Source organism: Streptomyces sp. BBFR25 (assembly GCF_044590125.1).
GTDB classification, from domain to species: Bacteria; Actinomycetota; Actinomycetes; order Streptomycetales; family Streptomycetaceae; genus Streptomyces; species Streptomyces canus_D.
The window spans coordinates 6,695,371-6,720,595 of record NZ_CP172447.1 but is presented as its reverse complement, the minus strand read 5'-3'; the positions used below and the strand labels follow the sequence as shown (position 1 = coordinate 6,720,595).

The 25,225-nt window shown below is 76.2% G+C and carries 22 protein-coding genes; 10 read left to right on the top strand and 12 right to left on the bottom strand.

Annotated features, from left to right (window positions below):
* Window positions 1-74: 74 nt before the first annotated feature.
* On the top strand, window positions 75-455 hold the full coding sequence (locus ACGH52_RS30620) for a hypothetical protein (RefSeq protein WP_059298535.1): 381 nt from the start codon (window positions 75-77) through the stop codon (window positions 453-455).
* 59 nt (window positions 456-514) lie between these two features.
* A complete protein-coding gene (locus ACGH52_RS30615; RefSeq protein WP_210977960.1) occupies window positions 515-994 on the top strand; it encodes a hypothetical protein in 480 nt (159 codons plus the stop codon).
* A gap of 49 nt (window positions 995-1,043) precedes the next feature.
* Here the strand turns inward: ACGH52_RS30615 and lbuL are convergent, their stop codons facing one another.
* Together lbuL and ibuL are read right to left on the bottom strand one after the other, a co-directional pair.
* On the bottom strand, window positions 1,044-2,672 hold the full coding sequence (lbuL, locus tag ACGH52_RS30610; RefSeq protein ID WP_210977961.1) for a linear/branched/unsaturated fatty acid:CoA ligase LbuL: 1,629 nt from the start codon (window positions 2,670-2,672) through the stop codon (window positions 1,044-1,046).
* A complete protein-coding gene (gene ibuL, locus ACGH52_RS30605; RefSeq protein WP_210977962.1) occupies window positions 2,669-4,348 on the bottom strand; it encodes an isobutyrate:CoA ligase IbuL in 1,680 nt (559 codons plus the stop codon). The genes lbuL and ibuL overlap by 4 nt, the downstream gene beginning before the upstream one ends.
* Window positions 4,349-4,475: 127 nt before the next feature.
* On the opposite strand from ibuL, the gene ACGH52_RS30600 reads away from it, so the two are divergent.
* Together ACGH52_RS30600 and ACGH52_RS30595 are read left to right on the top strand one after the other, a co-directional pair.
* The gene (locus ACGH52_RS30600) at window positions 4,476-5,306 is read left to right on the top strand and encodes a LuxR C-terminal-related transcriptional regulator (protein ID WP_399943958.1); all 831 of its coding nucleotides are present in this window, start codon (window positions 4,476-4,478) and stop codon (window positions 5,304-5,306) included.
* 148 nt (window positions 5,307-5,454) lie between these two features.
* Window positions 5,455-8,286 (top strand): AAA family ATPase, encoded by a 2,832-nt coding sequence (locus tag ACGH52_RS30595; RefSeq protein ID WP_399943955.1) that lies wholly within the window; start codon window positions 5,455-5,457, stop codon window positions 8,284-8,286.
* A gap of 331 nt (window positions 8,287-8,617) precedes the next feature.
* Here ACGH52_RS30595 and ACGH52_RS30590 read toward each other — a convergent pair whose 3' ends face one another.
* The 6 genes from ACGH52_RS30590 to ACGH52_RS30565 form a co-directional block, all read right to left on the bottom strand.
* Window positions 8,618-9,724: a winged helix DNA-binding domain-containing protein gene (locus ACGH52_RS30590; RefSeq protein ID WP_399943952.1), complete on the bottom strand. Its 1,107-nt coding sequence runs from the start codon at window positions 9,722-9,724 to the stop codon at window positions 8,618-8,620.
* Window positions 9,725-9,822: 98 nt separating this feature from the next.
* Window positions 9,823-10,689, bottom strand: a complete 867-nt coding sequence (locus tag ACGH52_RS30585; protein ID WP_076976959.1) for a YihY/virulence factor BrkB family protein — start codon at window positions 10,687-10,689, stop codon at window positions 9,823-9,825.
* A complete protein-coding gene (locus ACGH52_RS30580; protein ID WP_399943949.1) occupies window positions 10,686-11,267 on the bottom strand; it encodes a hypothetical protein in 582 nt (193 codons plus the stop codon). Before ACGH52_RS30580 ends, ACGH52_RS30585 begins: the two co-directional genes overlap by 4 nt.
* Window positions 11,264-12,544 carry a DUF6286 domain-containing Asp23/Gls24 family envelope stress response protein gene (locus ACGH52_RS30575; protein ID WP_399943946.1) on the bottom strand — a complete coding sequence of 427 codons (1,281 nt, stop codon included), beginning with the start codon at window positions 12,542-12,544 and terminating at the stop codon, window positions 11,264-11,266. The genes ACGH52_RS30580 and ACGH52_RS30575 overlap by 4 nt, the downstream gene beginning before the upstream one ends.
* A complete protein-coding gene (locus ACGH52_RS30570) occupies window positions 12,541-12,726 on the bottom strand; it encodes a hypothetical protein (RefSeq protein ID WP_059298512.1) in 186 nt (61 codons plus the stop codon). Before ACGH52_RS30570 ends, ACGH52_RS30575 begins: the two co-directional genes overlap by 4 nt.
* A 40-nt stretch (window positions 12,727-12,766) precedes the next feature.
* Entirely contained in the window at window positions 12,767-13,273 is a 507-nt protein-coding gene (locus ACGH52_RS30565; protein WP_399943942.1) for an Asp23/Gls24 family envelope stress response protein, read from the bottom strand.
* A gap of 164 nt (window positions 13,274-13,437) precedes the next feature.
* Between ACGH52_RS30565 and ACGH52_RS30560 the strand changes: the two genes are divergently transcribed.
* The 3 genes from ACGH52_RS30560 to ACGH52_RS30550 are packed head-to-tail and all read left to right on the top strand — an operon-like array spanning window position 13,438 to window position 14,971.
* Window positions 13,438-13,980, top strand: a complete 543-nt coding sequence (locus ACGH52_RS30560) for an RNA polymerase sigma factor (protein ID WP_076976956.1) — start codon at window positions 13,438-13,440, stop codon at window positions 13,978-13,980.
* Complete coding sequence (locus ACGH52_RS30555; RefSeq protein WP_399943938.1) at window positions 13,971-14,636, top strand: Asp23/Gls24 family envelope stress response protein; 666 nt, start codon at window positions 13,971-13,973, stop codon at window positions 14,634-14,636. The genes ACGH52_RS30560 and ACGH52_RS30555 overlap by 10 nt, the downstream gene beginning before the upstream one ends.
* Complete coding sequence (locus ACGH52_RS30550) at window positions 14,633-14,971, top strand: DUF3168 domain-containing protein (protein WP_121700474.1); 339 nt, start codon at window positions 14,633-14,635, stop codon at window positions 14,969-14,971. Before ACGH52_RS30555 ends, ACGH52_RS30550 begins: the two co-directional genes overlap by 4 nt.
* Window positions 14,972-14,984: 13 nt before the next feature.
* Here ACGH52_RS30550 and ACGH52_RS30545 read toward each other — a convergent pair whose 3' ends face one another.
* Window positions 14,985-18,782, bottom strand: coding sequence for a WD40 repeat domain-containing protein (locus tag ACGH52_RS30545; protein WP_399943935.1), 3,798 nt, complete (start codon window positions 18,780-18,782; stop codon window positions 14,985-14,987).
* Window positions 18,783-19,167: 385 nt separating this feature from the next.
* Between ACGH52_RS30545 and ACGH52_RS30540 the strand changes: the two genes are divergently transcribed.
* The 3 genes from ACGH52_RS30540 (at window position 19,168) to ACGH52_RS30530 (ending at window position 22,069) form a co-directional block, all read left to right on the top strand.
* Complete coding sequence (locus ACGH52_RS30540; RefSeq protein ID WP_399943932.1) at window positions 19,168-19,551, top strand: hypothetical protein; 384 nt, start codon at window positions 19,168-19,170, stop codon at window positions 19,549-19,551.
* Window positions 19,548-21,014 carry a tol-pal system YbgF family protein gene (locus ACGH52_RS30535; RefSeq protein ID WP_399943929.1) on the top strand — a complete coding sequence of 489 codons (1,467 nt, stop codon included), beginning with the start codon at window positions 19,548-19,550 and terminating at the stop codon, window positions 21,012-21,014. Before ACGH52_RS30540 ends, ACGH52_RS30535 begins: the two co-directional genes overlap by 4 nt.
* A gap of 119 nt (window positions 21,015-21,133) precedes the next feature.
* Complete coding sequence (locus tag ACGH52_RS30530; RefSeq protein ID WP_399943926.1) at window positions 21,134-22,069, top strand: polysaccharide pyruvyl transferase family protein; 936 nt, start codon at window positions 21,134-21,136, stop codon at window positions 22,067-22,069.
* Window positions 22,070-22,094: 25 nt separating this feature from the next.
* On the opposite strand, the gene ACGH52_RS30525 is transcribed toward ACGH52_RS30530, so the two are convergent.
* The 3 genes from ACGH52_RS30525 to ACGH52_RS30515 are packed head-to-tail and all read right to left on the bottom strand — an operon-like array spanning window position 22,095 to window position 24,936.
* Window positions 22,095-22,991: a glycosyltransferase family 2 protein gene (locus tag ACGH52_RS30525; protein WP_399943923.1), complete on the bottom strand. Its 897-nt coding sequence runs from the start codon at window positions 22,989-22,991 to the stop codon at window positions 22,095-22,097.
* Window positions 22,988-23,923, bottom strand: a complete 936-nt coding sequence (locus tag ACGH52_RS30520) for a glycosyltransferase family 2 protein (protein ID WP_399943921.1) — start codon at window positions 23,921-23,923, stop codon at window positions 22,988-22,990. The genes ACGH52_RS30525 and ACGH52_RS30520 overlap by 4 nt, the downstream gene beginning before the upstream one ends.
* Entirely contained in the window at window positions 23,920-24,936 is a 1,017-nt protein-coding gene (locus tag ACGH52_RS30515) for a glycosyltransferase family 9 protein (protein ID WP_399946921.1), read from the bottom strand. The genes ACGH52_RS30520 and ACGH52_RS30515 overlap by 4 nt, the downstream gene beginning before the upstream one ends.
* Between the last annotated feature and the right edge of the window lie 289 nt (window positions 24,937-25,225).

The window sequence follows — 25,225 nt, the reverse complement described above, 5'->3', positions numbered from 1 at the left end:
GACGGGATATGATCCCGTCCCACCCGATGCCGCCATCGCAGCGGTCCGCGGCGGCCCGGAGGAGGGAAGTGCCCATGCTGACGCCCGACATGTCCGTCACCCAGTGGTGGATCATGGCCGTCGTGTCCGGCATCGCCCTCACCCTGGCCGCGCAGTCGCTGGCCACGAAGAGGTGGCAGCGCATCGCCGCGGTACTGCCGCCGCTGGCGGGCGCCGCGGTCATCGGCGGCCAGTCCCTGGCCCGGGACAGCGATGTGAAGCAGGCGCTCTTCCTGTTCACCCTGGTCGCCCTCGTCCTGGTGGTGCTGCGGCTGGTCTACGCCAAGTACTTCGCCCGTCAGCTCGCCCTGCACCGCGCGGGCCGGCCGGCGGACGAGGTGACCAAGGGCCAACTGGCCGTCTTCCTGTTCGCCTTCGTGGCGACGACGGTGCTGGTGGCCCTTCTCATCGGCTGAGCCCTCCCCCTCCCGGCCGTGTGACGCCTCCACCGCCTCCCGACAGCTGAGGACCGCCCGTGCTCCTGCCGCTCGCCGTGTTCGCGCTCCTGGTCTGCGACCTCGTCCTCACCTGCGTGCTCCTGCGGTGGCTGCCCGTGCGCCGGGAACGGTGGATCGCGGCCGTGGCGCTCCCCGCCGCGGCCGCGCTGACCCTCGTCCTCGGGGCCGGTGTGCGGGTGCCGTGGCAGGCGGCGTGCGCGGCGTGCGCCGGCTTCCTGTTCGGGACGGTCCTGGCGCTCCTGCCGTTCCGGGGCTGGGTGTCGTCGTGGACGCTGCCCGTGACGGGGTCGGCGCGCCTGCGCTGGTCCGAAGTGCTGCTGGTGCTGCTGGGTTCGCTGACCCCGCTGTCGACGAAGCGGACGGACGCGGCCCAGCGCAAGGCGTTCGCGGATCGCGAAGTGGTACGGGAGCGCGGCCCCTTCCCGCATCCGATGGGTGCCGCGCTCCTCGTCCTGCCGGTGCTCTGCGCGGTGAGCGCGGGGTGGGCGGCCGGCTGACGCAGGTGGTCGGGCGCCGGTACGGGTGTGACCGCCCCGGAGAGGCGCATCAGTGGTCCCGCGGTGGCTGCGGGGCACCGTAGCGCTCCCGCAGTTCCACCTTGCGCACCTTTCCGGAGACGGTCATCGGGAAGGAGTCGAGGAGCTGGAGGCGGCTGGGCACCTTGTAGTGGGCGAGCTGCCCCTCGCAGTAGGCGCGGACGTCCTCCAGCGTGAGCGGGTCGGCCGCGTCGCGCGGGACCACGCAGGCCAGCACCTCCTCGCCGTAGCGCTCGTGCGGTACGCCGACGACCTGGACGTCCGCGATCTTCGGGTGGCCGTACAGGAACTCCTCCACCTCGCGCGGGTAGATGTTCTCGCCGCCCCGGATGATCATGTCCTTGATGCGGCCGACGATCTCCACGTACCCGTCCTCGCGCATCACCGCGAGGTCGCCGGTGTGCATCCAGCGGCCCGGGTCGATGGCCTCGGCGGTCTTCTCGGGCTCCTCCCAGTAGCCGAGCATCACGCTGTAGCCCCGGGTGCGCAGTTCGCCCGCCTCGCCGCGCGGCAGGGTCACGCCGGTGACCGGGTCGACGACCTTGACCTCGATGTGGGGCAGCACGCGGCCGACGGTGCCGGTGCGGTGTTCGAGGTCGTCGTCCATGCGGGTCTGCAGGGAGACCGGGGAGGTCTCGGTCATGCCGTAGCAGATGGAGACCTGCTCCATGTGCATCTCGGCGACCACCCGTTTCATCACCTCCACCGGGCAGGGCGAGCCCGCCATGATGCCGGTGCGCAGGGAGGTGAGGTCGCAGGAGGCGAAGTCCGGCAGGTTCAGCTCCGCGATGAACATGGTCGGGACGCCGTACAGGGACGTGCACCGCTCCCGCTGCACCGCCTCCAGGGTCGCCACCGGGTCGAAGGACGGGGCGGGGATGACGACGCAGGCGCCGTGGGAGGTGGCGCCGAGGTTGCCCATGACCATGCCGAAGCAGTGGTAGAAGGGCACCGGCAGGCAGACCCGGTCCTGCTCCGTGTAGCCGACCGTGCGGCCCACCCAGTAGCCGTTGTTGAGGATGTTGTGGTGGGAGAGCGTGGCGCCCTTGGGGAAGCCGGTGGTGCCGGAGGTGTACTGGATGTTGACCGGGTCGTCGCAGCTCAGCTCGGCGGCGAGCGCCTCGACGCGTTCCTGCGGCACCGCGGCGGCGCCCGCGGTGAGCGCCTCCCAGGACGGGTCGCCGATGTAGACGGTCTCGCGCAGTGCGGGGCAGCGGCCGCGGACCTGGTCCACGATCGCCCGGTAGTCGCTGCTCTTGTGGGCGAGCGAGGCGACCAGCAGGGTGATGCCGGACTGCCGGAGGACGTACTCCAACTCATGGGCGCGGTAGGCCGGGTTGACGTTCACCATGATGACGCCGATGCGGGCGGTGGCGTACTGGACGAGGACCCACTCGGGGCAGTTGACCGCCCAGATGCCGACCCGGTCGCCCTTGGTGACGCCCTTGGCGAGCAGTCCCCGCGCCACCTCGTCGACGGCGGCGCCGAACTCGGCGTAGGTCCAGCGCCGCCCGGACGGCACGTCGACCAGGGCCTCGCGGTCGGGGTGGGCGGCGACGGCGCGGTGGAGGTTGGCACCGATGGTGTCGCCGAGCAGCGGGGTGGTACTGGTGCCGTGGGCGTAGGAGAGTCCGGTCACCGGAAGTCCTCCTCGCGGTACTCGTTCGCGGAACCGGCCGCCGTGGCCTCGCGCAGCTCGATGCGGCGGATCTTGCCGGAGACGGTCTTGGGCAGGTCCCCGAACTCCAGGCGGCGCACCCGCTTGTAGGGGGCGAGGGTCTGGCGGGAGTGCTCGAAGAGCACCTTCGCGGTGTCCGGTCCCGGCTGCCACCCGGCCGCGAGCACGATGTACGCCTTCGGCACCGCGAGGCGCAGTTCGTCCGGGGCGGGCACGACGGCGGCCTCGGCGACCGCCTCGTGCTCCAGCAGGGCGCTCTCCAGCTCGAAGGGGCTGATCTTGTAGTCGCTGGCCTTGAACACGTCGTCGGCCCGGCCCACGTAGGTGAGGTAGCCGTCCGCGTCGCGGGCGCCGATGTCGCCGGTGCGGTAGTAACCGCCGGCCATCGCCTCGGCCGTGCGGTCCGGGTCGCCGTGGTAGCCGGTCATCAGGCCGACGGGGCGCTCGGACAGGTCCAGGGAGATCTCGCCCTCGTCGGCGCCGGGCGCGCCGGTCACCGGGTCGAGCAGCTCGACGCGGTAGCCGGGGCTGGGGCGGCCCATCGAACCGGTCTTCAGGACCTGGCCGGGGCTGTTGGAGACCTGGACGGCGGTCTCGGTCTGCCCGAAGCCGTCCCGGATGGTCCGCCCCCACAGGCGGCGTACCTGCTCGATCACCTCGGGGTTGAGGGGCTCACCGGCGGCGACGACCTCGCGCGGCGGGGTGGCGAGCCGGGTGAGGTCGGCCTGGATGAGCATGCGCCACACGGTCGGCGGGGCGCAGAAGGTGGTCACCCCGGCCCGGTCCATCTCGGCCATCAGCCGGGTCGCGTCGAACCGGGTGTAGTTGTACAGGAAGACGGTCGCCTCGGCGTTCCACGGCGCGAACAGGTTCGACCAGGCGTGCTTGGCCCAGCCGGGCGAGGAGATGTTCAGGTGCACGTCGCCGGGTTTCAGCCCGATCCAGTACATGGTCGCCAGATGCCCCACCGGGTAGGACACGTGGGTGTGCTCGACCAGCTTGGGCCGGGCGGTGGTGCCGGAGGTGAAGTACAGCATCAGCGGGTCGTCGGCGGCGGTGGGGCCGTCCGGGGTGAAGGCGTCGGAGGCCGTGTACACGTGCTCGTAGGCCCGCCAGCCGGGTACCGGACCGTCTCCGCCGCCGACCGCGACGCGCGTGTAGTCGCCGGGCACGTCGTCGAACTTCCCGGTGTCCTCGGCCCGCACGATCACATGCCGCACCCGGCCCCGGTCGACGCGGTCGCGCAGGTCGGCGGGGCCGAGCAGGGTGGTGGCCGGGATGACGACCGCGCGCAGCTTCATCGCGGCCAGCGCGGTCTCCCACAGCTCCACCTGGTTGCCGAGCATCACGAGGATGCGGTCCTCCGGGCCGACACCCCACTCGCGCAGGCGGTTCGCGACGCGGTCGGAGCGGGCGGACATCTCGGCGAAGGAGACCCGGACCTCGCGGCCGTCCTCCTCGACGACGTGCAGGGCGGTGCGGTCGTTGCCGTCGGCGATGACGTCGAACCAGTCCAGGGCCCAGTTGAAGTGCTCGGGGCGGGGCCACCGGAAACCCTCGTAGGCGGCGGTGTAGTCCTCGCGGTGTTCCAGCAGGAAGTCCCGTGCGCTGCGGAACAACTCCGTGGCCGTCGTCATCTGTCCTCCTCGGTGCCGGACCTTGCCGGGCGGCTCCGTGCCATCGTCTAATCCGTGATGTGGGTCTCACTACCCCCGAACGGGGGTGTGCGTCCCAGGACGGCGGTAGCGAGGGAGGACGGGACGAGTGGCGGTGGACGCGGCGGACGCGGCCCAGATCCGCAGCGCGCTGGCGCGGCTGCGCCGCACGACCGGGCTGCCCGTCGCCTTCGGCGGTCTGGTGGAGTCCGGGCGGCGCCAGGTGCGCATCAGCGAGCTGAGCGGCACGGCCACGACGGCGCTCAGCGCGCTGGCGGTGACGGCCGGAAACGGACTGGGCGGCCGGGCGGTGGCGCTGTCGCGGCCGTGCGCGGTGACGGACTACTCCGTCTCCCGGCAGATCAGCCACGAGTACGACCTGCCCGTCGCCGCCGAGGGCCTGCGCTCGGTCCTCGCGGTGCCGGTGGTCGTACGGCGCCGGGTGCGGGGCGTGCTGTACGGAGCGCTGCGCACGGCCCAGCCGCTGGGCGACCGCACGCTGGGCGCGGCGGTGGCGGCGGCACGGGACGCGGAGCAGGCGCTGGTGCTGCGCGAGGAGGCGGACGAGCTGCTGGCGGCGTCCGCGCCCGTGCCCGGTCCGGCGGGCGGGGCGGCCTGGGAGCAGGTGCGGGAGGCGCACGCGGCGCTGCGGGCGCTGGCGCCGCGGATCACGGACCCGGCGCTGCGGGACGAACTGCTGCGCGCGTGCGGCCTGCTGGTGGCGGGGGACGGCCCCGTCCCTGGGCCCCGGCTGGCGCCGCGCGAGGTGGACGTGTTGGCCTGCGTGGCCGCGGGCGCCACCAACGGGGAGGCCGCCGAGCGGCTCGGGGTGGGCGCGGAGACCGTCAAGAGCTACCTGCGCTCGGCCATGCGCAAACTGGGCGCCCGCACCCGCACGGAGGCCGTCGCGTCCGCCCGCCGGACGGGGTGGCTGCCGTAGTACGCGGCCCGGTCCGGACTTTTCCCGGCGGTGTTTGTTTTCGGTACCCCGGTGTTTGTTGTTCGGGTCACCTCGCCGTCCCCCCGTAATGCAATGCGCCGTTGCCTAATATTGGCCCGGACACGACACACGGAGGGGAGCGGTCACCGTGCCACGGGACTTCGCGGACGCTGCCGGAAGCCGCTCCGACCTGGTCATCGGGCGGGAGGAGTCGTTCGGCGCGGCGCGTGAGCAGCTCACCCGGGGCGGCAGTGTGTTGCTGCACGGGCCCGCCGGAATTGGAAAGTCGACGGTGCTGCGCGCCCTGGCCGCGGAATATGCCCCTACGGCGCACACCGTGTTGCGCTGCTCGGCCACCGAGTCCGAATCCCATCTCCCCTTCCTCGCCCTCGCCGACCTCCTGGGCCTGGTCCTCGACGAGGTCTCCCCCGCCCTGCCCGCCGCCCAGCGCACCGCGCTGGAGTCCGCGCTGACCGGCCGCGGCGAGTCCACCCTCCAGCGCGACGGCCTCGCGCTGCGCCTGGCCGTGCTGTCCGCGCTGCGGGCCCTCGCCGTCGCGGGGCCCGTCCTCGTCGTCGCCGACGACCTCCAGTGGCTCGATCCGGCCAGCGCGGAACTCCTCGGCTTCGCCGCCCGCCGCCTGGGCGACACCCCGGTGCGGCTGCTGTGCGCGGTGCGCACGGAGGGCCCCGAGACCGAGGACGCGGAGTACGACCGCCAGCTGCGCGCCTCTCCGCCGGACACCCGCGCGGTGCGCCTGGGGCCGCTGACCCGCGCCCAGGTGTCGACGCTGCTGGACGGACGCGGCTACGCGGGCCTGCACCGTTCCACGGTCCGCGACATCCACCGCACCAGCGGCGGCAATCCGCTGTTCGCCCTGGAGCTGGGCCGGGCGCTGGCCGAGAGCCCCGCGGCACCGCGCCCGGGCGAGCCGCTGCCGGTGCCGACCTCGCTGCGCGCCCTGGTCCTGTCCCGCCTGGAGATGCTGTCGGACGAGGCGCGCCGCACCCTCCTGGTGGCCAGCGCCGGTGCCCGTCCCACCCCGGCGCTGCTGCACGCGGCCGGGCGGGAGAACGCCGAGACGGAGACCGCGCAGGCGGCGGCGCTCGGGCTGCTGGCACCCGACCCGGAGGGCCCGACCGTACGGTTCGCGCATCCGCTGATCTCGGCCGCGCTGTACGCCGAGGCCCCGGCGCCGGAGCGGCGGGCCGCGCACGCCGCGCTGTCCACGGCCGCCTCCGACCCGATCGAGCGCGCCCGGCACCTGGCGCTGGCCACCACCGGCACCGACCCCCGGGTGGCGGCCCGGCTGGCTCAGGCCGCGGCGCTGGCCCGGGACCGCGGGGCGCCGTCGGTGGCCGCCTCGCTGGGGCTGCTCGCCGCCCGTCACACCCCGGCGGACGGCACCCCGGGCCCGGACGAGCGCCGGTTGACGGCCGCCGAGGACGCGATCACCGCAGGCGAGCAGGACCTGGCCCGGGACGTCGCCCGCGAGGTGCTGACCCGGGCCACCGCGCCCGGTGAGCGGGTACGGGCCTGGATGGCGGTGATCGAGGCGGCCGGGCAGGCGATCGGCGAGGTCGACGCCGTCTTTCCGCAGGCCCTGGCCGACGCGGGTGACGACCCGCGGCTGCTCGCCCTGGTCCACTACCAGCTGGCCTGGCGGTCCCTGGTGGTGCAGGGCGACTTCGCCCAGGGCCGCGAGGAGGCCGCGCACGCGGCCCGGCTGGCGGCGCGGGCCGGGGACCGGCGCACCGAGCTGCTCGCGCTCGCCTTCCAGGCGCAGTCGGAGACGCTGATGGGCCATCCGGACGCCCCGGCGACCATCCAGCGGGCGCTCCAGGAGCCGCAGGACCCGCGGGTGGCCTGCCATCACAACGGGGCGGGCTCCTCCCGGTTCCGGTGGCTGGTGATGAGCGACCGGCTGGCCGAGGCGCGGAGCACCGTCACCGCGCTGCTGCGCGAGGTGCGCCGACGCGGCATGGCCGAGAGCGAGGTCCACTACCTGCGTTTCCTCGCGGAGACCGAGCTGCACTCCGGCCACTGCGGCCGGGCCCTCGAACTGTCCCGGGAGTCCCTGACCCTGGCGCGCGACGCGGGCCTCGGGGAGGGCGCGGGCGCGATGCAGGCCGCCCTCGCTGAAGCCGCGGGCGGCGACCCGGACCGTGCCCTGGAGCTGGCGCGGGAGGCGGTGCGGCGGGCGGAGGGGGACGGCGACGCCGTGTACCTGTCGCGGGCGCTGGCCGCGCTCGGCCACGCGCACCTGGCGGCGGGCGACGCGGCGGCGGCCGTGCGGGTGCTGCGGCGGGTGCGGGAGCTGGAGGCCGGGGCGGGGATCACCGATCCGGCGCGCGGCCGGTGGCAGGGCGACCTCGCGGAGGCCCTGGTGCGCACCGGGGAACCGGCCGAGGCCATGGACGTCATCGAGGTCACCCGGGCGCACGCGCTGCGGCTCGGGCGCCAGAGCGTGCTCGCGGTCCTGGACCGGTCCGAGGCGCTGGTACGGGCGGCGCGGGGCGAACACCGGGCGGCCGTGGCCCGGTTGACGTCGGCGCGGGAACGACTTGCCGGGCTGGGGTTCGGCCTGGAGGAGGCCCGGGCGGTCTTCGCGCTGGCCGAACTGCACGCCGAACGGCCGGGCCGGGCCCCGGAGTCGGCGTCGTACGACGAGGCGGCGCGGCTGTTCCGGCGGTGCCGGGCGCTGCCCTGGCTGCGGAGGGTGGAGGCGGCCGTCGCGGCGCGGGCGGCCGGGGCGCCCGCGGTGCCGGCCGTCGAGCCGGACGGTCTGGCGGGGCTCGCCGCGATGGAGCGTCAGGTCGCCTCGCTCGTGATGGAGGGCGCGACCAACCGGGAGATCGCCGCCCGGCTGTTCGTCAGCGTCAAGACCGTCGAGGCGACCCTGACCCGGGTCTACCGCAAACTGGGCATCCGGTCCCGGGTCGACATCGTCCGGCTGGCGGCGGGCCGGCGTCCCGACTGAGACCGGCCTTCCCGGCGACCGTCGGGTTTACCGGCGGTAAACCGAGGGTTTTCCCTGCCCGCCGCCGTTAGGGGGTTCCCTCATTGGGTGGTCCGGACCGCCGGTTCTAGCGTGAGCACGTGCCGCTCGCCCGGGCATACGGGGATCTGTCCCGAGACCCCCGTGCACCCCCCACGCCCGTGCGCCCCCACCGGCAACCACCTGAGGAGACTCGTGTTCGGGCTCACTCGTTCCAGACCGGCCGCCGTTTGACCCCCTGAGTTCCCCTCAGGCGCAAGACCGGGGGGCGTTGCGGGCCTCCACGAGCGGCCCGCAGCGCCCCCTCTCCATGTCAGTCCCGTACGGTCCCGAAGCGGATGTCGTACGGGGTTTCGGCGTGCAGCGTCGCGAGCATCCGCCCGCCCTCGGCCGCGATCCCGTCCCGCTGCCTCTTCGAGGGGCGGCCGAAGACCTCGACGACCAGGGCGTCGTCCTCCAGCTTCCACAGTCCGGCCACGAAGCCGTCGACCAGCAGGACGCGGTAGGCCTGGTTCTTCTTCCAGGTGCGGCCCTTGTGCTCGGGCGGGACGACGCGCTCGCGGTCGGCGTGGGAGAGGAGCAGGTTGTCGAACTCGGGCAGGAAGCGCGGCGGGGCCGGGGTGTCCGGGTCGGGGCGCGGTGCGTCGGGGAGGTCGAAGAGTTCGGTGCCGCCCGGGCCCCGGAAGGTGACGAGGCGGGGACGGAGCCGTTCGAAGGCGTCCCGGAGCCGGGTCAGGCCGGACCAGGTCTGGGTGTCCCTCACCGACGCGGGTCCGAACGCGGCGAGGTAACGCAGCACGGTGTCGTCGGGTGCGGGCGCCTGCCGCGCGGGGCGGCCGAGCCAGTGCTCGGCGGTGGTGAGCGTGACCTGGCCGCTGCGGCCCCACAGTCCGCGCGGCGTCACCTGGACGAGCGGGAGCCGGCAGCGGGCGGCGACGGACAGGGCCTGCGGGTCGGCGTCGGGCCACTCGGCGCCGAGGGCCTCGCGCAACTGCCCCGGGGTGCGCGGCTCGGCCTCGACCAGGTCCCGGGCCAGGCGGGCGAGCCGGTCCAGGTCGACGCCGGTCAGGCCCTTGCGGAAGGTCCGCAACTCCCGTTCCCTGGCGGCCTGCACGAGGGGCCGCAGGGTGAGGCAGTCGTCGGCGGTGTGGGTGTGGATGGTCGAGCGCAGGGTGACGAGCCGGGCGACGCGGCGGTCGGCCATCGGCGCGGACAGGTCCTCGGGTGTGAAGCCCTCCAGGCGGGCGGCGAGCGCGTAGTACGGGGGTTTGACGTTCTGGGCCTGGAGCCCGACCAGGTGCGCGACGGCGGCCTCGGCGGACATCGCCGCCCGGCGCAGCAGCAACTGGCGGGCCAGGGTGGCGCGGTTGAGGGCCCGGATGCCGAGGACGGGGGCGGTCGTTCCTGCCTGGGTCGTCATGCCGGGCACGCTAGCGGGGATCGAGGACGGATCATGTCCTCGATCCCCCAGACCCCCTCGATCCCAGATCCCCTCGTTCCCCTCGATCCCCGGGCCGCTCAGTCGCCGCGGCCCAGCTCCACGGCGAAGCGGGCGCCGGCCAGCAGGGACAGGTGCGAGACCCACAGCCACACCAGGAAGACGACGACACCGGCCAGGGAGCCGTACAGCCGGCCGTAGGTGCCGATGCCGGAGGCGTAGAGGGAGAAGGCCGCCGAGGAGGTCAGCCACAGCAGGGCCGCCAGGGCGCCGCCGGGGATCGCCTGCCGGCTGCGGCGGGCGGGGGCGGGGCCGGTGCGGAACAGGACCAGGACCAGCAGCGCGACCAGGCACAGCAGCAACGGCCAGCGCAGCAGGGACCAGGCGGTGGTCGCCGTCGGTCCGAAGCCGGACCACCGGCCCAGGGCCCGGGCCAGCGGCCCCGTCAGGAGCAGCACCAGGGCGCTGGCGACGAGCAGCCCGAGCAGGCTCAGCGCGGTCAGCACGATGCGGTGCAGCCGGTGCCACAGGGGGCGCCGGTCGGGCACGCCGTGCATCTCGTGCAGGGCACGCCGGAAGACCGCCAGATAGCTGGTGGCGGACCACAGCGCGCCCGCGCCGCCCGCGACGGCGACGGTCAGGGCGGCGGAGCGCTCCGTGGCCGCCTCGTGCAGGGTGCGGTGCAGTTCGGCGCCGGACTGGGCGGGCGCCCAGGACGTCACGTCGGCGAGGAGCCGGTCGGTCAGGTCCGGGGCGACCAGGCCGATGAGGGACGCGGTCGCGACGAGGGCGGGCACCAGGGCGAGGACGGCGTAGTAGGTGAGGGCGGCGGCCCAGTCGGAGTCGTTCTCGTCCCACATGCCGCGCGGCACCCGGCGCAGGGCGCCCGTCCACGGCACGGAGCGGTCCCGCAGCCGGGTCAGGCGCGTCTCCAGGTACGCCGTCATCGCGCACGCCGCTCGCGGTCGGACCGTACGCCCAGGCGGACGTGGGTGCTCAGCGGGTGCGGCGCGAGGGAGGCGCGGGCCTCGTCGAGCGGGCCGCGGGTGAGCCGTTCCAGGACCGGTCCGGGCTCGGCGCCGGGTTCCAGCAGCACCCGTACCCGGGCCGCGGAGCGCTTCTTTCCGGCGGGCAGGTGTACGTGGGCGCGGTCGACGCCCTCGGTGGCCTCCGCGCGCCGGGCGACGGCGTCGGCCAGCGCACGGGAGCGCAGGGTGAGGGACGGTCCGGCCAGCGGCAGGCGGCGTCCACCACCGCGGAACTGGGTGAGGAACCAGGCGAGGCACAGCAGCAGCACGCACGCCGTGCCCGCGACTACGGCCGGCGTCCACCAGCCGTGCCCGCGCAGGTCGGCGAGGCCACCGCGGTCCAGCAGCACCGTCCCCGCGTCCGCGGTGGGCCACCGTCCGGGCAGTCGCCCGGCGACCGCGTCCGAGATGAGCACCGCCCATCCGCCACCGGCCAGCAGGGCCGCCCCGGCCAGCGCGAGCAGCGTGCGGTTGACCACGTTGCGCAACGGGTTCACGAGCCGTTCCCCTCCACTCCGTGCCCCTGGACCGGGCGGTCTCCACCGTCCACTTCGTCCTCCCCGAGCGGCACGGACACGTCCGGCGCCGTAACTGCCCGCCCCGGCGCCTTTCCACCGTCCGAGCCGGAACCGCCCACTCGCGCGGGCGCGCCTGTGGTGTCTCTCGGGCTCGGCGCCCTCTCTCCCGGCCCCGGCACCTTCGCCGACGGCGGACCGTCCGGGGCTGCCGCCCGGCCCGGGGCCGCCGGGCCCCGCGCCGCCTCCACACCGGCCCAGCCGGGGCCGGTCGCCTCCGCGGGCCCGCCGGTCGTTTCCGGTGGGTTCGGTGCCGTGGGGCCCGGTGGGCGCCAGTGCGGGGTCGGGCGCAGGGTGATGCGTGGCTTGAGGCGTCGGGGCAGGCCCAGGGTGGTGAGGGTGGCGTCGGTCGTGATGCGCAGGGCGGTCCGGGCCGTGGGGCGGTCGCCGAAGGCCAAGCGGGCCCGCAGGCGTACTCGGCGGCGGCCGCAGCGCACCCGGACGTGGGTCACGCCGGGGACGGCCGACGCGGCGTCCCGTACGAGTTCGGCGGCGGCGGTGCGGTCCAGTACGGCCCGCTGGCCCTGCCGTCCCGGCACCGGTGCCATGGGGAGCACGCCGCGCCGGCCCGGGGTGAGGGCGAGGCACAGCAGCCAGGCGCCCAGGACGGCGGCGACGGCGCCGCCCGCGACGACGCCGGTGTCCCCGGGGCCGTGCGTCGCCAGCCAGTCGACCGCGTCGGTGCGCGGGCCCGCCGGACGCCGGTCGGCGAGGTGCACGGACAGGACGTCGAAGAGCAGGAGCGCGCACGCCGCCGACGCCGCCAGGGCGACCAGCGCGGCGGGGGTCCGGCGGGCCGACCAGGGGCGCGGGGCCCGGCCGCCGGGCGGGCCGTCCTCGTGGGCCGGGGACGGGAGCGGGGCGGCCCGGTCCGCGGACAGGGACTGGACGCGGACGGTCGCCGCCCGCACCGTGAGGCCGCTCAGCTCGGCCACCCGGGCCGCCGTCCGGCCGCGGACCCGCTCCCCGCTCTCCCCGAGCACCGTCGGATACGGGAGCCGCACGTCGACCGAGACCTCGGCGCGGTCTCCGCGTACCGTCGCCGTGCCGTGGGTGACCCGGACGCGCCGCCCGGCGAGGTCGGTCTCGGTGGCGGCCCGTTCCGCGATCCGGCGCACGGCACGGTCGGCGACGACGGTCCGGCCGCGCTCGGCCGGTGCCGTGCGGGCGGCCCGCCCGGCGGCCTCGGTGCCCGTCACCGGGTCCGCCGGTCGCCGGGGGCCAGGAACTCGCGCCAGTCCGTGCCGTTGTCCACCAGGCGCCCCAGCACCGCGCCGACCGCGCCCAGCGCGGCCACCAGCAGGAACGCGCCGAAGCCGCCGAACCACCCGGCGAAGGCCAGCGCCATGCCCACCAGCATGCCGATCACCGCTCTGCTCATCACACACCTCCGCCTCGAAGCCTGCTCCGGATCCCGCCCGTCACTCCACGCGCGCCTCCACCGGACGCTCGGGGTCCTCGTCGTCCGGCAGGTGGACGTCGTTGACGGTGATGTTGACCTCGACGACCTCCAGGCCGGAGATCCGCTCGACCGCGTCGATGACGTTCTCCCGCACGTCCCGGGCGAGGTCGGCGATGGGCACGCCGTACTCGACGACGAGGTCCAGGTCGATCGCGGTCTGCCGCTCGCCGACCTCGACCTTGACGCCGCGGCCGACGTTCGGCCGGCCGCCGGGCACCCGGTCGCGGACCGCGCCGATGGTGCGGGACAGGCCGCCGCCCATGTCGTACACGCCGGGGATCTCGCGCGCCGCCATGCCCGCGATCTTGACGACCACGACGTCGGCGATGGACGTGCGGCCCCGGGTCGCGGCCGGTTCGGCGGCGCCGGTGCGGCCGCCGCTCACGGTCGTCGCGCCGCCCTGCGCGGTCCGCCCGCTCTTCTCGGACCTGCTCTCGATCGTGGTCGTCTGCGCTGCCGTCGTCATGGTGTCCTCCGTCAACCGTGGCTGTTCGGGCTTCTGGGCGTTGGACACTCCGGGCCGTCCGGCGTTACGCGGTTCCGGGGATTTCTTTTCTCCGTGTTCTCGCGTAACACCGGGGGCAGTCGGTGTGTCCAAGGTCGGGAACGGTGGAGTGGGAGGGAGTACGTGTGCCGGGCGACGACGGACTGCTCGCGGTGCGGGCCGCCGAGGGCGACGAGGACGCCTTCGAGGCGCTCGTGCGGCGGCACGCCCCGGGGCTGCTGCGGCTCGCGGCGAGCATGCTGGGCAGCCCTTCGGAGGCGGAGGACGCGGTGCAGGACGCGTTCGTCAGCGCGTGGCGCAGGCTCCCCGAGTTCCGGGGGCAGTCGGCCTTCGCCACGTGGCTGCACCGCATCGTCGTCAACCGGTGCCTGAACATGCTGCGTTCCCGGCGTCCGGTGACCGATCTCGACAGCGTGCCCGAACCGGCGGCGCCGGACCACGCCGCCTCCCCCGCCCGCGCCGCCGAGTCCCACGCCGCCGCGGTGGCGCTGGGCCGGTCGCTGGCCGAACTCTCCCCGGAGCAGCGGGTCTGCTGGGTGCTCAGAGAGCTGGAGGGCCAGTCGTACGAGACGATCGCGGAGACGGTCGGGATCAGCCTGGAGGCTGCCCGCGGCCGGGTGTTCCGCGCACGACGCTGCCTGACGGAGGCGATGACCGCATGGCGATGAACAGCGGCGCGGGGCTGCCCGGCACCGGTCCCCGGTCCGGCGGCGCGGACGGGCACGCCGAGGACGAGCGGCTGGCCTGCGGGCGGCTGCTGTCCGAGGTGTGGGAGGCCGGCGACGACGGGGAGGACGGCGCGGGCGGACAGGACCGGGACCCGCACCTGCGTGCCTGCCCGCACTGCTCGGCGGCCGTGCGGCAGCTGGACCTGCTCGGCGCCGCGGTGCGCGGGGCGGGCGGCGGCCGGGAGCCGGGGTGGGACGCGGGGGCGCTGACCGACCGGGTCATGGACGTCGTACGGCTGGAGCTGCGGCCCGGGCGGCCGCTGCCGCTCGGGGAGCGCACGGAGGACCTGTGGGTGCGGGAGGCGATGGCCGCCAAGGCGCTGCGGGCCGCCGCCGAGACCGTGCCGGGGGTGCGGGCGGGCTCGTGCCGGATCCGGCCCGCCGAGTCGGACGGCTCCCCCTCACGGGGCCCCGTGAACGTGCGGCTGGAGGTCGTGGTGCCGCTCACGCCGCACCTGCGCGGCCTCGCGGAGGAGGTCAGGCGGCGGGTGCGCGGGGCGGCGGACGACGCCCTGGGGCTGCCGGTGGACCACGTGGACGTGCACATCACCGACGTGACGGACGCGCTCGGTGCGGACGAAGGGAAGCAGCCGTGACCACTGCCGCCACCGAGCGGGACGCACTCGCCGACACCGTCGCGCGGGTCGCCGCCGACGTGCCCGGCGTCGCCTTCCTGCGCCCGGGACTCGTGGACCTGCTCCGCGCCCCCGCCCGGACCGGGCCGCCGCGCGCCGCCGGGCGCACACCCGCGGGCGTGCGGGTGAGCCGGGCCTCGGGGGCGGAGCCCTGGGAGGTGGACGTCCAGATCGTCGTCCACCGCGACCACCACGCCCTGACCGTCGCCCGCGCGGTGCGCGACGCGGTGACCGCAGCGCTGTCCGGGGCGGTGCCCGGGGCCCGGGTGACGGTGACCGTGACCAACGCGGTGTGAACGGCCGGACCGGTCAGCAGGTGCTCCGGTAGGGCAGTCGGGGCAGGAGTTCGGACCAGCGGGCGGGGGTGAGGTCGCCGCCCGTGCGGTCGCAGATCCGGCGGAGCGCCTGGTCCGTGTCCAGGGTCCAGATTCTGGCCGTCAGGTCGGTGCCCGCCGAGGCCAGGGTGTCGCCGCCGGGCGCGAAGGCGACCGACGTGACGGTGTCGAGGTGGCCGGTGAGCGCGTTGCCGAAGGCGTCGGCGTGGGCGGGGTCGGCCACGTTCCACAGCCGGACCGTGTGGTCCTCGCTGCCGCTGGCGAGGGTGCGGCCGTCCGGCGCGAAGGCGACGGAGGTGACGCCGCCGCGGTGCCCGGTCAGTTCGCCGCCCAGGGGGCGGGGGCGGCCGGGGTCGGTGACGTCCCAGAGCCTGGTGGTGCGGTCCCGGCCGCCGGTGGCGAGGACGTGGCCCTCGGGCGCGAAGGCGACGGCGTTGACCCAGTCGCCGTGGGCGGTCAGGGGTTCGCCGACGGGCCGGGGCCGGTCGCGGTCGCGTACGTCCCACAGCCGGGCGGTCTTGTCCTGGCTGCCGGTGGCGAGGGTGTGCCCGTCCGGGGCGAAGGCCACGGAGCCGACCCAGTCGGTGTGGCCGGTCAAAGGCGCGCCTACGGGGCGTACGTCGTCGGGGTCGCGCACGTCCCACAGGCGGACCCGCTCGTCGACGCCGCCGGTGGCGAGGGTGCGGCCGTCCGGGGAGAAGGCCGCGGTGAGGACGCCGCCGGGGTGGGCGTCGGGGACGGTGGCCGCGGGGCCGGGCCGGGCCGGGTCGGAGACGTTCCACAGGCGCAGGGTGCCGTCCTCGGCGCCGGACGCGACGGTGCGGCCGTCCGGCGCGAAGGCCGCGGTCAGGACGGGCGCCTCGTGGCCGGTGAGGGGGCGCGGCAGCGGGCGCGGGGGCCCCGGCCTGCCCACGTCCCAGAGCCGGATCAGGGCGTCGTCGGTGCTGGCGGCGGCGAACAGCCTGCCCGTGGGGTCGTAGGCCACGGAGGTGAGCGGGTTGGTGAAGTCGGTCAGGACGCTGTCCGGCAGGTGCCACACGCGGACGCCGTGGTCGGCGCCGGTGGTGGCGAGGGTGTGGCCGTCCGGGCCGTAGGCCAGGTCCCACAGGCCCTCGGTGTGCCCGGTCAGCGGTTCGCCGATGCGGTGCGGGTAGGCGGGGTTGGCCACGTTCCACAGGATGACGGTGTCGTCCTGCGCGGCGCTGGCCAGCGTGTGCCCGTCCGGGCTGAACTCCACCGACCACACGGCGGAGGTGTGCCCGGTCAGCGGTTCGCCCAGCGGACGCGGGCCGCTCGTGCCCGACACCTTCCACAGGCGCACCGTGTCGTCGTATCCGGCGGTGGCGAGGGTGTCGCCGTCCGGGGAGAACGCCACCGACCAGACCGCCGCGTCGTGGGCGTGCCGAGGCTCGCCGAGTGGGACCGGTCCGTCGGCGCCGTCCGGGCGCCACAGCCGTACGGTCCCGGTGTGCCCGGCGGTGGCGAGGGTGCGGCCGTCGGGGGCGAAGGCGACGTCCCGGACGCTGCGCGCGTCGGCGCGGGCCGGGTCGCCCACGGGTGCGGGCCGGGCCGGGTCGCTCAGGTCCCACAGGCGCAGGGTGCCGTCGTCGCCGACGGTGGCGAGGGTGCCGCCGTCGGGGGCGAAGGCGACGGAGGTGACGGACGTGCCCCCGTGGCTGACCAGCGGCTCGCCCAGGGGCCGGGGCCGGTCGCGGTCCCGGGTGTCCCACAGCCGGATGCCGCCGCCGTGCCCGGCCGCCACCAGCACGGCGCCGTCCGGCGCGTACGCCACCGCGCCCACCGGGCCGCCGGCGATCCGCAGCGGCTCCCCGAGCGGCTCGCCGGACCCGGCCGTGTCCCACAGCCGTACGGTGCCGTCGTGGCCGCCGCTGGCGAGGGTGCGGCCGTCCGGCGCGAAGGCCACGGCGCTGCCGATGTCGTCGTGTCCGGGCAGCCGGGTGGACAGTACCCGGCCCGCGTCCGTGGTGAGCGCGGTGCGCAGTTCGGGGGTGGTGCGCATGCCGAGCGCGGCGACGTCCAGCCGGGCGGACAGGGCGGCGTTGGTCTCGCGCAGCCGGTCGGCCTCCGCGGTGATCCGGCCGAAGACGGCCTCGTCCCGCTCGGCCTGGGCGGTGGCCCGCGCCCGGAGCGCGACGACGGCGGTGCCCGAGGCGATCAGGACCAGCAGCGCGAGGACGGCCGACAGTCCGCGTCTGAGCCACACCGCGCGCCGCCGCCGGTGGAGCGAGGCGGCCAGGAACTCGCGCTCCACCGGCGTCAGTTCCCCCGGCGCCGGTTCCCCGCCCCGCTCGTCGCGCGCGAACGCCTCGCGGGCGGCGGCCAGCCGTGAGCCCGCGTAGAGCGCGGCGGTCTCCCGGCCGAGGGTCAGCCAGGTGCGGGCGGCCTCGGAGAGCGCGCGGTGGACGCGGAGCCGGTCGCGTTCGGCGTCGATCCAGTCGCGCAGCCGCGGCCAGGCGGTGATGAGGGCCTCGTGGGTGAGTTCCACGGTGCCGTCGTCGAAGGTGAGCAGCCGGGCCGCGACCAGCCGGTCCAGGACGGCGCGGGTGCCGTCGGGGTCGCCGAGGTCGAGTTCCGCGTGCTCGGCGGGGCGCCGTGTGTCGGGGGTGCCGTCGCCCGGGGCGACGAGTCGCAGCAGGATCCGGCGCGCGAGGTCGGCCTGGGGCGCGGTGAGTTCGCCGTACACCTCTTCGGCGGTGCGGACGACGGCACCGCGCAGTCCCCCGGCCGCCTCGTAGCCGGTGACGGTGAGGGTGCGGCCGGTGCGGTGCCGCCAGGTCTCCAGCAGCGCGTGCGACATCAGCGGCAGTCCGCCCGGCGCGTCCTCCACCTCGTCGAGCAGCCGGGTGGTCAGGGCGCGTTCGACGACCAGCGAGGCCGCGGCGGCGGGCCGGACGACGGCCTCCCGCAGCTCCTCCCGGCTCATCGGACCGGCCAGCAGCGTCGCGTCCTGCAACGCGGCGGTGAGCCCGGGGTGTTCGGCGCACCGGCCGAGGAAGTCGGCGCGGACGGCGACCACCACGCGCAGCCGGCTGCCGGGGCCGGTGGCGGTCAGGAGCCGGTCGACGAAGGCGTTCCGCTCGGCCGGGTCGGCGCAGAGGGTGTACAGCTCCTCGAACTGGTCGACGATCAGCCAGGTGTCGGCGTCCGTGTCCGGCACGGGGTCGAGCCGGTCCGCGTGGGTGGTCGTCGGGGCCGCGCCGGGGGTGAGGATGCGGACGGCCGCGGGGGCGGCGGGTGCGTCGGCGCCGGTCGAGGGGGCGCGCAGGCGGGGGATCAGACCGGCCCGCAGCAGGGAGGACTTGCCGCTGCCCGAGGGGCCGAAGACGGCGGTGAAGCGGTGCCGGCGGGTGAGTGCGTCCAGCCGGTCCACCAGTCGGTCGCGGCCGAAGAACAGGGCCGCGTCGTCCGGTTCGTAGCGGGCCAGACCGCGGTAGGGCGGGCGGGCCTCCTCGTCGGCGGCGGCGAGTGCGGCGGCCTCCGCGCTCGCGTCCCGCCAGCGCCGCTCCCACTCCCCTACGTCGCCGCCGCAGACGTCGACGTAGGCGAGGGTCACCGCGAGGGTGGGCAGTTGCCGTCCGGCGGCCGCCTGCGACAGGGCGGTCACCGAGAACGGGACCTTCTCGGCCATCGTCCGGTACGTCGGTCGCCCCACCGCGTCGCGCAGGGCGCGGAGTTCGGCGGCGAACCGCTCCACCGGTCCGGCCGCGGGGTCCAGCCGTCGTTCCCGGCGCCCCACTCCGTTTCCGCTCACGTGTGCCCCGCCCCGCCGTCGCTCTCGGTCCCCGTCCGGGCGCCCACGGTAGGGAGGCGCGGCGGCGGGCGGCAAGCGCCGGGCTGTTCATCGGGGGGTGGCGCACGGGGAGTTCACGGTGTCTTCACGCGAGGTCCGCACGGGTCGGGCCCGCCGCGCGGGGCCCGCCGCATTGTTCAGGGGCGCGCACGGGCTGCTGAACAACGGTTCCCCGCGGTGGAATCGGTGCTCGGGGGAGTGCGGGGCGGCACGGCCGCCGGGTCCGTCACGGCCGCGCCGCCCCGCGCCCGTCGCCCCCCCCTCCGGAGGCGACTCCCCTCACCTGTCGCCCCCGTCCGAAGGCGGCGCCCCGTACCCGGAGAAGGCCCATGAAGGAAGTGATCCGATGACCACCGAGGCGACCCGTCGGCCGCGGAGCGTGACGCTGGCGGTGGTGCTGGTGATGCTGGGGAGTCTGGTCGCGGCGACGACGGCGGCCGGCCCGCAGGAGGCGGCGGCCCTGGTGCTCCTGCTGCTGGCGGTCTGCTTCTGGTTCGCGGTCCGGGCCGGCCTCGGTCGGCGCCGCGCCCGGACCGCGGTGAGCTGTCTGACCGCGGTGATCCTGGTCGTCGCCGCCCCGTTCGCCCTCGACGATCCGCTGTACGGCGGGACCACGCTGCTGCTCGCCGCGCTGCTCGCCGTCCCGGGCGTGGTCCTGCTGTACCGGCCGCCCGCCGAGGCGTACGTGCGGGCCCGCAGTGGGCAGCGCGACGGGAAGTTCACGCGATGAGCGAACCGCCGCACGGGGAACCGGTCCAGCCCCCCGACGTGCCTCCGGAGCCGGGCCACGGCGAGTTCTGGGACCCCGGGCGCGACCACGGGCGGGTGGCTCCCCGGGAGCCGCGCGTGCCCGATCCGCTTGCCGTGGCCGTCGGCAACGCCTCGCTGCTCGGCGCGGGCTACCTGATCGCGGGGCGCCGGGCGCTGTTCTGGGCCGCCGCGGTGGTCACCGTCGCACTGGTGTGGCTGACGTACACGACCGCCGAGACGTGGTGCGAGCTGCTCGTGGCGCTGTGGTGGGCGGCGGTCGTCGCCCACGGCTGGTGGCTCGCGCGGCGGCACCCGGCGGCCGGGCCCCGGCGCGGGCAGCGGCTGCTCGCGCTGGCCCTCACCGTGCCGGTGCTGGCGGCCGCCGGGTGGGTGCGGTTCGATGCGCACGGGGTCGAGGACGAGGTCGCGGACGCCCGCGCGGACGGGGACTGCGGGGCCGCGGTGGCCGCTCAGGACGGGGTGGCGTTCCGGCACCGGCTGGTCGCCGCGCCGTTGGCGGCCCGGGGTGACGCGGTGGTCGAGGCGTGCGAGCGGCTGGACACGGCCGGGGGTTATCTCAGCGGCGGACTCACCGGTGACCTGGACTCGCTGGAGACCGGCTTCCGGCGGCTCGGCGCGGTGCTCGGCGAGCCCGGCAACGAGCGGACCGTCCGGGCGACGCTGGACCGCTTCCTCGGCGGGCTGCCCACCGACGACGGCTGTCTGACCGTGAGCATCGCGGACTGGCTGCGGGAGCACGCGCCCGGCCCGAAGGACCTGACCGGCCCCGCCTCCGCCACCGCCGCCCGGACAGCTCCCCAGGCGCTGATGGACTGCGCCGACGGTTTCATGTTCACCGAGGACTGGCCGGACGCGCGCGAGCGCTACCAGCGGCTGCTCGACGAGTACCCCGAGGACGCCCACGCGGACGCCGCCCGCAAGGGGGTCGGGAAGGCGGGCCTGGCGATCGAGCTGGACCGGATCACCGAGCTGGTCGCGGCGGCGGACTCGATGGGCTCCGGCTACTGCCGGAAACCGGCGAAGTACTCCCAGGCCCCCGCCTACCGCGAGGGCCGGACCCGTGCCGTGTTCGTCGGCGACACCGAGTACACGGACAAGCTGCCCGAGGCGTGGCGGACCGACACCGCCCACGCCTCCCTGGTGGTGTGCACCGGCGAGGCGGAGGCCGGGGACGTGGTCGAGACGTGCCAGTACCGGGACCACAACGGCGGCATCGGCAGTGTCAGGTTCAACAAGCTGGCGGTCCGGGTGAAGGGCTACGCGCTGCGGACCGGGAAGCTCGTCGTCGACCGCACGGTGCAGCTGGGCGGCGAGAGCTGTCCCGGCATCGTCCGGTACTTCGACGCGCTGCCGTCGCGGATGGCCGTCACGCCCTCGAACGGGGACGTGCGCGACGCCTTCGGGCCGGTGGTCGGCCGCTGACCGGGCCCCCGCGCGGTCGCTGTCGCGGGGGTTGCCGGTGCGGGGGTTGCCGGTGCGGGGGTTGCCGGGCCGTCGGCGGGGCACCCGGGGGCACTGTGCACGGACGGGACGCAATCCTGGTGACCGGCTGGTTCAGCTTCCTGCACGGGGAGGCGACGGCCGGGGACGTGCTGGCGCTGGCCCGGGTGGAGCGGGTGCTGCGGGAGGCGGGGCTGGCGTACGACGTCGTGTGGAGCCCCGGTTTCCGCGCCGACGGCACGCACTTCGACGACGTGGACCCGGCGGCGTACTCCCGGCTGGTGTTCGTGTGCGGGCCGGTGCACGGGCCGCAGGTCGAGGAGTTGCACCGGCGGTTCGCGCACTGCGTACGGATCGCGGTCGGGGTCTCCGTGGTCGATCCGCACTCCCCGGCCGTTACCGGCTTCCACCGGGTGCTGGCCCGCGACGGCGCCGGGTCCGGCCCGGGCCCGGACCTCGCGGCCCGCGCTCCGGCGCTCCCCGCGGTGCCCGTCGTCGGGGTGGTGCTCACCCACGGGCAGCAGGAGTACGGGGGCAGGCGGCGGCACGAGGAGGTCGCCGCCGTGCTGACCCGCTGGCTGTCCGGCCGGGACTGTGCCCGGCTGGAGCTGGAGACCCGGCTCGACGCGCACGACTGGCGGCTGTGCGGCACACCGGCCCAGTTGGAGTCCGTACTGTCCCGACTCGACCTGGTCGTCACCGACCGGCTGCACGGGCTGGTCCTGGCCCTGCGGGCCGGGGTGCCGGTCCTGGCGGTGGATCCGGTCGAGGGCGGCGCGAAGGTGACGGCGCAGGCCCACGCCTGCGGCTGGCCGGCGCTGGTCGCCGCGGAACGGCTGGCCGGGGCGTCCGCGGCGGGGATGCTGGAGCTGTGGTGGCAGTGGTGCCTGGCCGACGGGCGGGCGGAGGCGGCGCGGATCGGCGCGGGTTTCCGGGCGGCCGACCCGGTCCGGGACTCGGCCGACGACCTGGTGGCCGCGCTGCGGACCGCGTCGGGCGACGGCGGCGCGGCGGTGCCGGAGCCGCCTCGCGGTTAGCCCCGGGCGGCGGGTGCCGCGCGGGTCAGCCGGTGTAGCTGCGGGCCGTGGAGTCGCGCTGGGCGGGTTCCAGTGAGCGCAGGCGGGCCTCGACCTCCGGCGGCAGCACCCGGCGTTCGCGCAGCACCCACGGCAGGGCGGCCGTCGCCTCGGCGAAGGCGCGCAGGGACGCGGTGTCGCGGGGGACGGTGCGGGCCAGGTGGAGGGTGCGGCGCAGGGCGGGGCCGACCGGGCGGCGCAGCCAGGTGAACCACAGGGTGTTGCGGATGCCGTGCGCCCTGCGCACGGTGGAGTCCCGCACCCCGGAGGGATGGTGATGGATCGTCAGCTGGTCGGCGTACGTCAGCCACCAGCCGTTGGCGGCCAGGTCGGCGGCGAGCAGCTCCTCCTCGCCGCCCAGCCACAGCCGGGGGTGGAAGCCGCCCGCGGCGCGGAAGGCGTCGGTGCGCAGGACGGTCGCGGCGGCCAGGAAGGAGCCGAGCGCCGGTCCCGGGAGCCAGTCGGGGCGGGGCACGGGCGAGTCGCGCAGTTCCGCGACGATCGGGTCCTCGGTGCCGTCCGGTTCGACCAGGATGCGGGCGGTGACCGAGCCGACCGCCGGGTACCGGTCGAGCAGGTCGGCGGCTCCGGCCAGCGAACCGGGCGCCCACCAGGAGTCGTCGTCGCAGAACGCGACGTACGGGGTGGTGACCTGGCGAACGGCCAGGTTGCGGCCGACGGCGCCGAGGTTGCGGCCGGGGCGCAGGAGCCGTACGCCGGGGTGGTGGCGGGCGACGGCGGCGGCCGTGCCGTCGGTGGAGCCGTTGTCGGTGACGATCACCTGGGGTTCTTCGGGGAGTTCGGCGAGTCGGTCCAGGGTGCGCAGGAGTTCGGGGCACCGGTTGTGGGTGATGACGACGACGGTGGTCCGGGGGTCCGTCATGAGGCCGCTCCGTCGCCTTCGTCGAGGAGGCGGGCGGCCCGTTCCACGTGCGGCGGCAGGGGCCTGCGGGCCCGCAGCGCGGCGGGCAGGCGGGCGAGCGTCTCGCGCAGGGCGTGCCGGGCGTGCGGGTCGCGGCGGGCGTCGGCGGCGAGGGCCCGGGTGCGGGCCAGGGCGTGCGGGAGGGGGCGGCGCAGCCAGGCGGTGAGGAGTTCGTTGCGGCGTACGACTGCCGGGCGGCCGGTGCGGGGGCGGGGGTCCGGGTGGTGGTGGGCGACCACGTCGGGGCAGTGCGTGACGCCCCAGCCGCGGGCGGCGAGGTCGTAGGCGAGCAGGGTCTCCTCGGCTCCGAAGAAGAGCAGCGGGTGGTAGCCGCCCGCGTCGAGGTAGGCGGTGCGGCGGGCGACGGCGGCGCAGCCGAGGAAGCCGAGCACCTGGGTGCCGGGCAGGTCGGTGGCCGTGCCGAGCGGGGAGTCGGCGAGCAGGTCGTTGAGGGGGTCCGCGGCGTCGGCGGGGCCGACGAGGGTGCGGGCGGAGAGCAGGCCTAGCCGGGGGTGCGCCTCGAAGTGCCGGGCGGCGGCGCTCAGGGAGCCCGGCGCCCACCAGGAGTCGTCGTCGCTGAACGCCACGTAGGGAGTGTCCAGGGCGCGGACCCCGTGGGTGCGGGCGAGGGCGCCCCGGTTGACCGGCAGGGCGAGGACGCGGACCTGGGGGAAGTCGCGGGCCAGCATGGCGCGGGTGCCGTCGGTGGAGGCGTTGTCGACGACGAGGACATCGGGCCGCTCGGGCAGGGCGAGCAGGTTGCGCAGGGTGACGGCGAGGCTCGCGGCGCGGTCGCGGGTGGCGATGACGATGCCGACGGGGGCGGGTTTCGTGGGCTCGGGGCGGGCCCGTTCGCGGGTGGCCGTGGGGCCGTGGTGCGCGGGGTGACTCATGGTCCCTCTTCCGGGGCGTCCGGGGTGTCCGGGTCGTCGAGTGCGTCGAGTGCGTCGAGTGCGCGCAGTACGGCGTCGGGGGTGATCCGCAGCAGCGCGGGGTCGGTGCGGCGGCCGTGCGGGTCGCCGTCCGGACCCGGGTGCCACAGGGCGCGGTGGCGGGGGTGGGGCGGCGGGCCCCAACGGCTGGGCGGGACCGGGCCGAAGAGGGTCACGGAGGGCGTGGCGTGGGCGACGGCGAGGTGGGCGATGCCGGTGTCGCCGCTGACGACGGCGCGGGCGTCGGCGACCAGGGCGGAGAGCCGGTCGTGGGGCAGGCCGCCGCCGAACACGTCCGTGTCGGGCAGGTCGGCGCGCTTGGCCAGCCGGGCCACCAGGTCCGCCTCGTCCGCTCCCCCGGTGACCACGACCCGGCGTCCCCGTGCGCGCAGCGCCTCGGCGACGGCCGCGTACCGCTCCACGGGCCAGCAGCGGGAGGGGGCACCGGCGCCGGGGTGCAGGACGACGGCGCCGGGGGCGGGGGACGGTGCGTCGGGGCGCGGCAGCCGCAGGTCGGTGGGGTCGGCGTCGATGCCGTAGGCACGCAGCAGCCGGCACCACCGCTCGCGTTCGTGTTCCTCGGCGTACCAGGGCGGGCCGTCCACCTCGGGGGTCTCGGGGTGCGCGAACGCCAGCAGCCTGCGCGGGCGCAGCCTGGTCAGCAGGCGGTGGCTGGGCGGCCCGTTGCCGTGCAGGTCGACGGCGACGTCGGGGGGCGGGCCGGTCCAGTCAAGGGTGCGGGGTACGGCACGGCCGGGTGCGGCGGCGGGCAGCACCCGGTCCACGGCGCCGGTCGCGGCGGCCACGGGGGCCAGTTCGGCGGGGGTCGCCAGCACCAGTTCGTGCCCGGGGTACGCCCGCCGCAGCGCCCGCAGGGCGGGCACCCCGGCCAGCAGGTCGCCGAGCCCGAGGGCCCGCAGCACGAGCACGCGGGGCCGCCCGCCCTCGTCCCCGTCCCGCGCCGGGTGCACCATCTCGGCGGTCGGCGGATGCACCGGGTCCCCGGTGACGGGCCCACCGGTCGACCCGGGCGACGGGAGACCGCCTTCCCCGGCGTTCCGCTCTCCCTGCCTCATCGCACCCCCTCGGCACGAACCGCTCGACCGAGCGGCACCAGACCGTGAAGCGTGCCCCGGGCTCCGGCGACCTGGCGGTCCGGCGCCACCCCCGGCGACAGGCGCGCACGCCCGGACGCGGTCGGCGAGTTCACCGGCGAGGCGCCCACGCAAGGGCAGGTGCGGGGCCGTTCGCGGGGCGTGGAGG